Source organism: Streptomyces sp. NPDC005266 (assembly GCF_040607655.1).
In the GTDB taxonomy this organism is placed as follows: domain Bacteria; phylum Actinomycetota; class Actinomycetes; order Streptomycetales; family Streptomycetaceae; genus Streptomyces.
This window is the reverse complement of the sequence record NZ_JBEXHC010000018.1, coordinates 87,467-98,979: the sequence shown is the minus strand read 5'-3', so window position 1 is coordinate 98,979 and position 11,513 is coordinate 87,467. Positions and strand designations below refer to the sequence as shown.

Below are 11,513 nucleotides of genomic sequence, written 5' to 3'. Positions count from 1 at the left end.
CGTCCTCATCAGCCCAGGAGGGTTCGCAACAGCAGCTGCGTGTCCTTGCCGCGCCCGAGGTAGGCGAGTCCTCATCAGCCCAGGAGGGTTCGCAACCACTGGGGACACGGCACCGAGCCCCGCCCCTCGCACGTCCTCATCAGCCCAGGAGGGTTCGCAACACCATGCGGACGACGAGCCGGCCACCCAGCCGCTGTCCTCATCAGCCCAGGAGGGTTCGCAACCTGATGTACACCGACGTTGAGACGATCCAGCTCAGCGTCCTCATCAGCCCAGGAGGGTTCGCAACTGCGGCATCCGGAGGTGATGAGGGAGGCGTACACCGGTCCTCATCAGCCCAGGAGGGTTCGCAACTGGCTTCCTCGATCACTGTGTACGGACCGCCGACCGGTCCTCATCAGCCCAGGAGGGTTCGCAACCCCATGCCCATGACCAGACCGCCGCCGGACAGCAGCGTCCTCATCAGCCCAGGAGGGTTCGCAACGAGGCGGTGGGGTGGGTGTCGGGCTGGACGGTCATGCGTCCTCATCAGCCCAGGAGGGTTCGCAACTACTGGATCCCCCGGCGCTACGTCGGCGGCGGCGGCAGGTCCTCATCAGCCCAGGAGGGTTCGCAACCACCGGGCGAGGATCGTTGCCCCCACCGATCCGGGCGTCCTCATCAGCCCAGGAGGGTTCGCAACGGGGTGCTCATGCTGCGTCCCCCTCCGCAGCTCGGGGTCCTCATCAGCCCAGGAGGGTTCGCAACATGTGGCAGGACATGCAGCGCAAGAAGTGATCCCGGGTCCTCATCAGCCCAGGAGGGTTCGCAACGCGTATATGGGCTCGCGGAACAGCCCCTGCCACTGCGGGTCCTCATCAGCCCAGGAGGGTTCGCAACGGGTAACGCCCGACGGCAACGCGAGCGGTTCGAATCCGGTCCTCATCAGCCCAGGAGGGTTCGCAACAGGTACCCGAGTGGCCTCACCCGCTGCTGCCCGCACGTCCTCATCAGCCCAGGAGGGTTCGCAACGCGGACACGTACACCCACGCACCGCCGACCTCATGCCGTCCTCATCAGCCCAGGAGGGTTCGCAACGTCCCGGCCGGGGAGGAGGAGCGGGCCCTCGGGGGCGTCCTCATCAGCCCAGGAGGGTTCGCAACAAAAGCCCTTCTAGGTCTTTGGGGTTCATGGCTTCCGTCCTCATCAGCCCAGGAGGGTTCGCAACATCTGCTTGGCCCGGGCGCGGATCTCCTCCGACGCCGTCCTCATCAGCCCAGGAGGGTTCGCAACACCCGGACAACCCGGCGAACAACGACGCGAACATCTAGTCCTCATCAGCCCAGGAGGGTTCGCAACTGATGGTCCTGCCGCCGGCCCCGTTGTCGACGTCCAGGTCCTCATCAGCCCAGGAGGGTTCGCAACCGGAAGGCGCCACCTGCCCTCAGGTCGCCCGGGAGCTGTCCTCATCAGCCCAGGAGGGTTCGCAACAGCCGTCGGGGTAGCGGACGCCGCGGCTGATCCGCAGTCCTCATCAGCCCAGGAGGGTTCGCAACATCCACTTGTCCCCGCCGAGACTCACGGCTCCATACGTCCTCATCAGCCCAGGAGGGTTCGCAACGTGCGGCCGTACGCCATCCACCGCAGGAACGTCGCCGTCCTCATCAGCCCAGGAGGGTTCGCAACGGAATCTCGTGGACGATCCGGAACTCCGGTTCACCGGTCCTCATCAGCCCAGGAGGGTTCGCAACAGGGGCAAGGCAGCCGGCATCGGCTACTCGCTTCGCGGTCCTCATCAGACCCAGGAGGGTTCGCAACCTCTGCATCTGCTGGAGCCACCGGACATACCCGAGGGTCCTCATCAGCCCAGGAGGGTTCGCAACACATACGTCAGTGCCACGGGGGCCTCCTGTGGTTACGGTCCTCATCAGCCCAGGAGGGTTCGCAACGGTGCCCGCACCCACGGCAGTCCACGGGGCCGCCCTCGGTCCTCATCAGCCCAGGAGGGTTCGCAACCTACAGGTGAGCACCCCTACGGATCGCGTCTGCCCACGGTCCTCATCAGCCCAGGAGGGTTCGCAACGGGAGTGGCCGGCGCCTGGCGGCCGAGGGCGGCCCGGGGGTCCTCATCAGCCCAGGAGGGTTCGCAACAAGGCGGGGCAGGAGAGGCGTCGCGCTCTCCAATCCAAGGGTCCTCATCAGCCCAGGAGGGTTCGCAACAAACGGAAGGGTGTGGGACATGGTCTTTCCTCCGAGTTCGCAACATCAGCACCGTCGCGGCGGCGAGGGCGAGAGTGGCGTGGGTCCTCATCAGCCCAGGAGGGTTCGCAACATACGTCCTCAACAGTCAGCGGCTGGCGTACGTGTAGGGGTCCTCATCAGCCCAGGAGGGTTCGCAACGCCAGGATCTGGAACCGCTTCTGCCCGTCGCCGCTGGGGTCCTCATCAGCCCAGGAGGGTTCGCAACCCGTGCACGACGAGCTGGATGGCATCGTCCGCGCTGGGGTCCTCATCAGCCCAGGAGGGTTCGTAACACGTACTGCCGGACGGTGTTTCCGCCGTCGCTCGACGGTCCTCATCAGCCCAGGAGGGTTCGTAACGCAACCACCGGATCGAGCGGCACCGGCGGATCGTTCACGGTCCTCATCAGCCCAGGAGGGTTCGTAACACCGGCACCCGGCCGCCGTCGCCTGCAACATGCCCGGGTCCTCATCAGCCCAGGAGGGTTCGTAACATGCGGTCCTGCGTGACGCCGATCCCCTCGAACGCGCGGTCCTCATCAGCCCAGGAGGGTTCGTAACTAGCTGGGTTCGCTGGAGCAGCCGACGAGCAGCAGGGGTCCTCATCAGCCCAGGAGGGTTCGTAACGCGACCCTCAACGCGGCGCGCACGGCGGCGGTCTGGGGGTCCTCATCAGCCCAGGAGGGTTCGTAACGCGGTCGTGTAGGTGCCGAGGGGGATCTGCTCGTGCGGTCCTCATCAGCCCAGGAGGGTTCGTAACCCGTGCTCCGCCGCTACGGCTGGTGCCAGTCCCTGGGTCCTCATCAGCCCAGGAGGGTTCGTAACGGTGCAAGCCGAGGGATTCGGCGTACTCCAGGGCGTACAGGTCCTCATCAGCCCATGAGGGTTCGTAACGCTCCGGGCCGCCGCCGACACACTAGGGCGAGCAGTCCTCATCAGCCAGGAGGGTTCGTAACCCGGGAAGACCGTGGCCGCCTGGGGCGACACCAAAGGTCCTCATCAGCCCAGGAGGGTTCGTAACGCCTGGCGATCGGCATGCAGCTCTCGGGTTCGCCAGTCCTCATCAGCCCAGGAGGGTTCGTAACGCGGCCCGGCTGCCTCTCGACAACTGGCTGGCGAAGGTGTTCCTGCCGCACCGGCTCGACGACACCATCGACCTCATGGCGACAGCAGCGGCCCCCGAGCAGGAGCCCGCTCCCGTCGCAGCCGCCCGTAAGATCATCGCCGACTGCGATGCCAAGCTGGCTACCCACCGAGCCGCCCTGGAAGCAGGCGCGGACCCCGCTCTCGTCACCCAGTGGATTGCTGAGACCCAAGCCCGCCGGGCCAGGGCCGGAGCCGAGCTCCGCACAGCGTCGAGGGGGCCGGGCACCAGAATGTCGCGCGATGCCGGTCCATCAGCGACCTGGCTGTCGCGATCCAACAGGCCGAGGCCGAAGACAAGGCCGAGATCTACCGCCTGCTGGGCTTCCGGCTCACCTACGCGCCAGCACAATCGACCGTGCGCGCCGAGGTCACGCTCGACCCGAAAAACAACAAATCCCCACGGTCGACCAACGACCGTGGGGAAATGGTACGTGTCCGAGGGGGGACTTGAACCCCCACGCCCGATAAAGGGCACTAGCACCTCAAGCTAGCGCGTCTGCCATTCCGCCACCCGGACCAGGTGTCTGCCGGTCGGCCTGCGGCCGTTCCGACGTGGAAAACCATAGCAAACATCCGGACGTGCTCGATCACGCCCGGTCGCCCGGCCGGGATGGTCCGGGGGAGGGGCCACTGTGACGGGGGCATGACGGCGGCGTTACCGCCTTGGGCTGGCTGGGCGGGCGCGGGAGGATGGGGAGGGTCCCCGTCGCGGTTCCGGCCCGGCCAGGGTGTTCCGCGGCAGTGAACGACGAGGAGGCAGCGTGAGTGAGTCGCTATCGGGCGCCACGACGACCGGCACGGTCAGAGGCGAGGACGAGGTGGTCGACCTCTGCCGCGATCTGATCCGGATCGACACCAGCAACTATGGCGATCAACCCGGGCCCGGCGAGCGCGCGGCAGCCGAGTACGTCGCCGAGAAGCTCGCCGAGGTGGGGCTCGAGCCGAAGATCTTCGAGTCCCGGAAGGGCCGGGCGTCCACGGTGGCACGGATCGAGGGGGAGGATCCGTCCCGTCCGGCGCTGCTCATCCACGGCCACACCGATGTCGTACCGGCCAACGCCGAGGACTGGACCCATCACCCCTTCTCCGGCGAGATCGCGGACGACTGCGTCTGGGGCCGGGGCGCGGTGGACATGAAGGACATGGACGCGATGACGCTCGCGGTCGTGCGGGAGCGCCTGCGCACCGGCCGCAAGCCCCCGCGCGACATCGTGCTGGCCTTCCTCGCCGACGAGGAGGCGGGCGGGGTGCACGGGGCGCGGTATCTGGTCAATGAGCACCCCGAGGTCTTCGAGGGCGTGACGGAGGCGATCGGCGAGGTCGGCGGCTTCTCGTTCACCGTGAACGAGAAGCTGCGGCTCTATCTGATCGAGACCGCCCAGAAGGGCATGCACTGGATGCGGCTCACGGTGGAGGGCACCGCGGGCCACGGCTCGATGACCAACAACGACAACGCCATCACGGAGCTGGCGGAGGCGGTCGGGCGGCTGGGGCGGCACAAGTTCCCGGTCCGGGTGACCAAGACCGTACGGTCCTTCCTGGACGAGCTGTCCGACGCGCTCGGCACCCCGCTCGACCCCGAGAACATGGACGAGACGCTCGCCAAGCTCGGTGGCATCGCGAAGATCATCGGGGCCACCCTGCAGAACACCGCCGCCCCGACCATGCTCGGCGCCGGCTACAAGGTCAATGTGATCCCCGGGCAGGCGACGGCCCATGTGGACGGCCGCTTCCTGCCGGGGTTCGAGGAGGAGTTCCTCGCCGACCTCGACCGCATCCTCGGCCCGCGGGTGAAGCGGGAGGACGTGCACGCGGACAAGGCGCTGGAGACCAGCTTCGACGGGGCGCTGGTCGACGCGATGCAGTCGGCGCTGCAGGCCGAGGACCCGATCGCCCACGCCGTGCCGTACTGCCTCTCGGGCGGGACGGACGCCAAGTCCTTCGACGACCTCGGCATCCGCTGCTTCGGCTTCGCCCCGCTGCGGCTGCCCCCGGAGCTGGACTTCGCCGGGATGTTCCACGGGGTCGACGAGCGGGTGCCGGTGGACGGGCTGAAGTTCGGCGTCAGGGTGCTGGACCGGTTTCTGGACGCCTGCTGAGGCTCGCCGAGGAGTGAACCGTTCGGCCTAATCGATCACACATACCGAAGGAACCAAAAAGGGTGAATGCTGTCGTAGCTTGATAGCTTGATTGCTCCTTCCTCGTTACATGGGGTGTGCGGCCCGTGACAGGGCCGCTATGCCGAGCAGGGGGTGGGTGCTGTGCCCCGCCTTCGGCAACTACCGCATCGATCACGTGACATTGGGTCACGGTCCACCGGGATGTGGTCCCGGGCGGTCTCGGAGTGTGCGCCATGCACTCCGGGGGCGCCCGGGCATGGGGGTGCGGGCGAACCGCCCGCACGCGTTCCGGCTCAGGACGGAAGGCAGGGGAGCAGAAAGTTATGCGACAGGTTGCGAAAAAAGGCCTGATCACCGTAGCGGCGGCGAGTGGCGTGCTGGCCATGACCGGCGGCTACGCCCACGCGAGCTCGGGGGCCGACGGCGGCGCCGCGTACGCGCCGGGGATCGGATCGGGCAACTCCGTCCAGGCCCCGGTGCACATCCCGGTGAACGTGTGCGGAAACACGGTGAGCGTCATCGGGATGTTCAACGGCGCGGGCGGAGGCCGGTGCGGCGAGCGGTCCGGGGGCGGATCGGGGGACTCGGGTGGCTCGTCGAGCGGTGCCCAGGCGGGCGGCTCCCAGGCCCAGGGCAGCACTCACGGCTCGGCCGGAATCATCTCCGGCAACAATGTTCAGGCCCCGATCGACGTGCCGGTCAATGTGTGCGGAAACAACATCGGGGTGGCCGCCGTCGGCAACAGCAGCGGCGGCGACGGCTGCGGTCAGGTCGTCCCGGCCGTCCCGAGCGACCCGGGGGAGCCGGGTGAGCCTGGCGAGCCCAATGAGCCGGGTGAGCCGAACAACCCCGGTCAGCCCGAGAATCCCGGCCAGCCCAATAACCCGGGCCAGCCGAACAACCCGGGCCAGCCGAACAACCCGGGCCAGCCGAACAACCCGGGCCAGCCGAACAACCCCGGCACCCCCAGTAACCCCGGGCACCACAACCCCGGCGGTGACTCGGACCACGGCTCGCACCACAACGGGCAGCAGGCCGGATCCCCCGGCGTCGACCCGTCCGCGAACCTCGGGGGTTCCCGTCCCGCGGGCAGCGAGCAGCTCGCCCACACCGGCGCGGGCCCCGTGGAGCTGGCCATTCCGGCTGCCGCGGGCATGCTGCTGGCGGGGACCGTGCTCTACCGTCGCGCCCGCGCCGCGCGGCGCTGACCCGCAGCACACCCGCACGCCGTGTGACCGCGGCGTCACTCCCGGCGGGCCCCGCGATGCGCGGGGCCCGCTCGGCATCCGGGCGACCTACCAGGTCGCCCGGAGCTGGCGGATGATCCGGCGCCGCAGGCGCACTCTGCGGCTGCCGTCGGGGTTGAGTCTGAGTCGGTCCAACTCCCAGTGTCCGTACTCGGCATGGTCCGTGAGCAGGCGAGTAGTGGCCTTGCGGGAAACCCCGCGCGGCACGTACACGTCATAGAATTCGTATTCCGGCATCGCATCTATTGTGCGGGAACTGCCCTGCTACGGATAGCGTCTGCACTATGTCTGATGCTGCGCAGCCATCCGCTGCCGAGGTACGCGCCGCTGCCGAAGCGGTGAAAGCCGCACTGGATCGTCACCTCGACGCTGTCGAACGCCGGTCGGGGGAAGGCGACCCGGCCGTCTACGCCGCGTTCAACGAACTGGCCGCGGCAGCCGAGGTCTACGACGAGCTGCTCTATGACGCCTATGACGAGGTGACGCCCTTCGAGATCCCGGGTGACGACAACCTCCCCGCGTACGCGGGGCCGGGGGAGCCGAGCGCGCTGAGCGTGTTCATCCGCAGGGACTACGCGGTCGTGGAACCGCAGCGGCTGCTCTCGCAGGCCCGGCGGATCGCCGAGCTGGATCCGGACGTGGAGAGCGCCAATGGCCGCCCGGACGGCCCCGCCGCCGGCGAGAGCGTGCACGCCGCCCTAGGGGTGCTCTTCGGGGAGTTCGAACCGGATGAGATCGCCTCCCGGCACAAGGAGTTCGGCCTGGAGGAGGGCGACTCCACGCTGTGGGTGACAGCCGCCGACGAACCCGCCGAACCGGGGGAGTGGCTGCCCGCCCCCTTCGATCAGGCTGATCCGCAGCTGGTGCTGTGCCGCTTCGATGTGAGCACGGTCTTCGACGAGGAGCTGGGCGAGGAGCTCGAGGACGAGGACGATCTGGAGGTCCTGGAACCGGGCACCTGACGGCTGCCCGGACACCTCACGGCTCGGGCCGGCACCCGACGGCACGGGCCGGGGTGCCACCGCGGACATGCCCGATGCGCGTCAGGGCAGGTCCGCACGGGCACCCCGCCGGCCTCCCGGGGCGGGCAGCCCCGGGCTCCCGCCCTCACCCGGTGGCCGGGACCTGTGTTTCGAGCAGGGTCCGCAGCCGGGTGGTGCGGTCCACATATGGAATCTCCGCCACCGCCCGCGGCAGCGCCCCCTCCGCGCCGTGCACCACGGACAGATGGCGCTCACCGCGGCTGAAGGCGGTGTAGACCCAGGCCCGGGTCAGCCCCGCCGCCGCGTCGCCCGGCAGGACCACGACGGCCGCGGGCCAGCGCGCCCCGGCCGCCTGGTGCGCGGTGAGGGCCCAGCCGTGCCGTACCAGGTCGCCCACCTCCTCCCGGGGCACCACCACCGGCGTGCCCGCGCAGTCCAGCCGCAGCCCCTCGGAGTCCGCCGAGACCACGGTGCCCGGCACCGTACGGCCCGGGGCCGGGGTGTACGCCACGCGGTCGCCCGGGTCGAACCCGCCGAACCGTCCGGGCCCCGGGTTCAGCCGGTTCTTCAGGGCCGTGTTCAGCACACGCGTCCCGGCGGCGCCACCATGGCCCGGCGTGATCACCTGCGTGTGCTCCGGCGGCACGCCGATCGCGCGTGGCACCGAGTCGGCGACCAGCTGTACGGTACGGTGCACCGCCTCGCCCGCGTCGCGCACGGGCACGATCACGACCTCCTTGCCGGGCGCCTCGACCTGGTTCAGCTCGCCGATCCCGATCCCCGAGACCAGCTCGCCGATCGGACCCGGGTCGGGGGTGCGGGAGACGACGTGCGGGCAGCGGCGGGCCGCCACCAGATCCGCGAAGACCCGCCCGGGGCCGGCCGACCACAGCACACCGGGGTCGCCGCCGAGCACCAGCCGGGCGCCCTCCGGCAGCGACTCGACCAGCATCGCGGCCGTCTCCACATCGAGCTGCGGCGTGTCCAGCACGGCGAGCAGATCGAGGGCGAGCGCCCCTTCCTCGTCGCGCCCCGGGCCTTCGGCGCCGGACAGCAGTCCGGCGACGGTCACGGCCGCCGGGGTCTCGTCGGGGCCCGTGGCACCGAGCGTCGCGGCCAGCCGCCGCCTGCCGTCCTCGCTGTGCGCGGCCGCGTACGCCCGCAGGCCCATCGCCCGCGCGGCGGCCACCAGCGCCGCCGGTTCGGCGCGCGCCGCCTCGCCGCCGCTGTGGATGACCAGACCGTGGGCCGCGACGGTGCGGATGAGCTCGGCGGCGGATGAGGTCGGCGCACCGGCGGCCGCGCTCTCCCAGTCGGGCGCGCCGTCCGTCTCACCGCCTGTCTCGGCGCCGGTCTCACCGCCCGCCTCGGCGCCGGTCACACCGCCCGTCTCGGCGAAGGTGCTGGCAAGGCGGGCGAGACCATCGGCCAGGCTCTCCTCCGCGAGTGCGTAGCGGTCCAGTCCCAGCAGCACCCGGACCGGCTGCTCGGCGTCCTCGTCGTCGCTCTCCGCCGTGGCACGGGCCCCGCCGGGTGCGTCGAGCGCGTCCTGGAAGACCAGCACCCCACCGTCCGCGATCGCGGTGCGCAGCGCCTCGTCCGGGTCGGGCACACCCACCTTGGCGAGCGCGGCGCGCAGCGCGGCGGACTCCAGCGCGGTGTGCCCCTCCCGGGCGGCGCGCTCCAGCAGCCAACCGATGAGCGCCTGCGAGCGGCGCTCGTCGCCGGGCTCACAGGCCGGGCCGAGCAGGGCCCGGGCGAAGCCGTCGGCCTGGTCGTGGCGTACGCCCGGCACGGCGAGGAGCTGCCAGGGGTTCTCGCGCAGCGCCCCGGCCGCGCGCTCGCCGAAGGCCTCGACGACCGGCCCGGCCAGGCTCTCGGGCGCTCCGCCCGCCGCGAGCACCTGCCGGACGTCACCGAGGTCGATGTCCTCACGGCCCGGCCGGACCGGGGGCCGGATCTCCCTCCGGGGCGGCTGCTCGCGCACCGGCGCGGCCGGGGCGGCGGGCGCGGCGGGGGCCGCCGGCCGGCGTGCCGGGGCGGTGTCGTTGAAGAACGAGGCCGCCGGCCGCTCCCCGCTCTCCACGGCCCGCACAGCGGCGGCCAGCGCCTCGGCGGCAGCGGACCGCCGCCCTTTATCCTCCGGGCTTCCGGCGTCGCGGGACACTTCCGCCCCGCCGCCCGTGGCTGCCTCGGGCCCAGCCGCGGCCCCGGCGCTTCGCGGGGCCGCCCCCGGCTCGGTGCCCTGGGGCTCCGCCCCCGGGGCCGTCTGGGCCGAGGCGTCCCGCGCGCCCGCGGGGCCGGGGGCAGCCGTGCCCTCGGCACTCCGGCGCCCGGCCCCACCGGCGGCCGCCGCCTCGGCTCCGGCGCTCCGGGGCGCCGCGCCTTCGGCGTCGCGGTGCTCGGCCCCGCCGGAGGCCGTGTCTCCGGCCCCGGCGTCCGTGGCCGTCCCGGCCCCCGCCGCGGGGGCGTTGGCCTCGGCCGGAGGCTCGGCCACAGCGGGCTGGTCGCCTGGCGCGAGGTCCGTGGGCGCCGTGCGCCCGGGGCCCCGGGGCTCCGCCCCCGAGGCCCGCGGGGCGGCCTCGGCGGTGGCCGCTCGCTCGGCCCCGCCCGGGGCAGCGGCCTCGCCCTCAGCGTCCCGGGGCTCCGCCCCGGCAGGGGCGTCCGTGCCGGCGATGGCCCCGGGGACCGCCCCCGGGGCCGGGTCCGGGGACGCCTCGGCTGCGGGGCCCTCCGGGGGCGTCGGGCCCCCGGAGGGCTGGGGCTCCGCCCCCTGGGCGGCCTCGCCGGCGAGGCGGTCGGTCGTCACAGCGTGCTCCAGTCCTGATCGGGATAGCGGTGCACGGGCGCCGACACATCGTCGAGCGCCTGGCAGATCTCGTCCGGAAGACTAAGGCTCTCCACTGACAACGCGGTCCTCAGCTGCTGCGCGTTGCGCGCGCCGATGATCGGGGCGGTGACGCCGGGCCGGTCGCGGACCCAGGCGAGGGCCACCTGCAGCGGGGTGGTGGCCAGGCCGTCGGCGGCTATGGCGACCGCCTCGACGATCCGGCTCGCCTCCTCGTCGAGGTACGGGGCGACGAAGGCCGCGAGCTCGGAGGCGCCGCGCGAGTCGGCGGGAGTCATATGGCGGTACTTGCCGGTGAGCACGCCCCGGCCCAGGGGTGAGGACGGGAGCAGACCAAGGCCCAGATCAAGGGCGGCCGGCAGCACTTCGCGCTCGACACCGCGCTGGAGCAGCGAGTACTCCATCTGCGTGCTGGCGAGGGGGGTGTGCGTACCGGAAGAGGCGAGCTGCCAGGTAGCGGCCTTGGCGAGCTGCCAGCCGCAGAAGTTGGACACCCCCACATAGCGGGCCCGGCCGCTGCTGACCGCGATGTCGAGCGCCTGCAGGGTCTCCTCGAGCGGGGTGCCGGGGTCGAAGGCGTGCACCTGCCACAGGTCGACATAGTCGGTGCCCAGCCGCTCCAGGGAGGCGTCCAGTGCGGCCAGCAGATGGCCGCGCGAGCCGTCGAAGCGGCGGTCCGGGTCGGGGACGCTGCCCGCCTTGGTGGCGATCTGCAGATCGCGCCGCGGCACCAGCCCTTCCAGCAGCCGGCCCAGGAGGTATTCGGCGCCGCCGTCCGCGTATACATCCGCGGTGTCGACCAGCGTCCCGCCCGCCTCCCAGAACGCCTTGAGCTGATCCGCGGCGTCGTGTTCGTCGGTGTCCCGCCCCCAGGTGAGCGTGCCGAGCCCGAGCCGGGATACGCGCAGGCCCGTGCGGCCGAGGTGCCTTAGCTCCATGAACGTGAGATT

At 71.4% G+C, this 11,513-nt stretch carries 6 protein-coding genes, 1 tRNA gene and 2 CRISPR repeat arrays; of the genes, 3 read left to right on the top strand and 4 right to left on the bottom strand.

Annotated elements, in window-relative coordinates:
* Position 1: 1 nt before the first annotated feature.
* Positions 2–2,199: a CRISPR direct-repeat array (repeat unit 29 nt; unit sequence GTCCTCATCAGCCCAGGAGGGTTCGCAAC).
* Between the two features lie 82 nt (positions 2,200–2,281).
* A CRISPR array of direct repeats spans positions 2,282–3,304; the repeat unit is 29 nt; unit sequence GTCCTCATCAGCCCAGGAGGGTTCGTAAC.
* Positions 3,305–3,797: 493 nt separating this feature from the next.
* A tRNA-Leu gene (locus ABZU99_RS26460) sits at positions 3,798–3,882 on the bottom strand.
* Positions 3,883–4,126: 244 nt separating this feature from the next.
* Here ABZU99_RS26460 and ABZU99_RS26455 point away from each other — a divergent pair.
* Both ABZU99_RS26455 and ABZU99_RS26450 read left to right on the top strand, forming a co-directional pair.
* Positions 4,127–5,464 carry a M20/M25/M40 family metallo-hydrolase gene (locus ABZU99_RS26455; protein ID WP_355949370.1) on the top strand — a complete coding sequence of 446 codons (1,338 nt, stop codon included), beginning with the start codon at positions 4,127–4,129 and terminating at the stop codon, positions 5,462–5,464.
* A 344-nt stretch (positions 5,465–5,808) separates the two neighbouring features.
* Positions 5,809–6,693: a chaplin gene (locus ABZU99_RS26450; RefSeq protein ID WP_356049215.1), complete on the top strand. Its 885-nt coding sequence runs from the start codon at positions 5,809–5,811 to the stop codon at positions 6,691–6,693.
* An 87-nt stretch (positions 6,694–6,780) separates the two neighbouring features.
* Here the strand turns inward: ABZU99_RS26450 and ABZU99_RS26445 are convergent, their stop codons facing one another.
* On the bottom strand, positions 6,781–6,969 hold the full coding sequence (locus ABZU99_RS26445) for a DUF5703 family protein (RefSeq protein ID WP_355844238.1): 189 nt from the start codon (positions 6,967–6,969) through the stop codon (positions 6,781–6,783).
* 47 nt (positions 6,970–7,016) lie between these two features.
* Between ABZU99_RS26445 and ABZU99_RS26440 the strand changes: the two genes are divergently transcribed.
* Entirely contained in the window at positions 7,017–7,694 is a 678-nt protein-coding gene (locus tag ABZU99_RS26440) for a hypothetical protein (protein ID WP_355949364.1), read from the top strand.
* A 145-nt stretch (positions 7,695–7,839) separates the two neighbouring features.
* Here the strand turns inward: ABZU99_RS26440 and ABZU99_RS26435 are convergent, their stop codons facing one another.
* Both ABZU99_RS26435 and ABZU99_RS26430 read right to left on the bottom strand, forming a co-directional pair.
* On the bottom strand, positions 7,840–10,524 hold the full coding sequence (locus ABZU99_RS26435) for a helix-hairpin-helix domain-containing protein (RefSeq protein WP_356049217.1): 2,685 nt from the start codon (positions 10,522–10,524) through the stop codon (positions 7,840–7,842).
* Positions 10,521–11,501 carry an aldo/keto reductase gene (locus ABZU99_RS26430; protein WP_355949361.1) on the bottom strand — a complete coding sequence of 327 codons (981 nt, stop codon included), beginning with the start codon at positions 11,499–11,501 and terminating at the stop codon, positions 10,521–10,523. Before ABZU99_RS26430 ends, ABZU99_RS26435 begins: the two co-directional genes overlap by 4 nt.
* Positions 11,502–11,513 lie beyond the last annotated feature (12 nt).

Excerpts from the sequence above, each read along its gene's own strand:
- ABZU99_RS26450 (WP_356049215.1), top strand. The coding sequence starts at position 5,809 with ATGCGACAGGTTGCGAAAAAAGGCCTGATCACCGTAGCGGCGGCGAGT.
- ABZU99_RS26445 (WP_355844238.1), bottom strand. The coding sequence starts at position 6,969 with ATGCCGGAATACGAATTCTATGACGTGTACGTGCCGCGCGGGGTTTCC.
- ABZU99_RS26440 (WP_355949364.1), top strand. The coding sequence starts at position 7,017 with ATGTCTGATGCTGCGCAGCCATCCGCTGCCGAGGTACGCGCCGCTGCC.
- ABZU99_RS26430 (WP_355949361.1), bottom strand. The coding sequence starts at position 11,501 with ATGGAGCTAAGGCACCTCGGCCGCACGGGCCTGCGCGTATCCCGGCTC.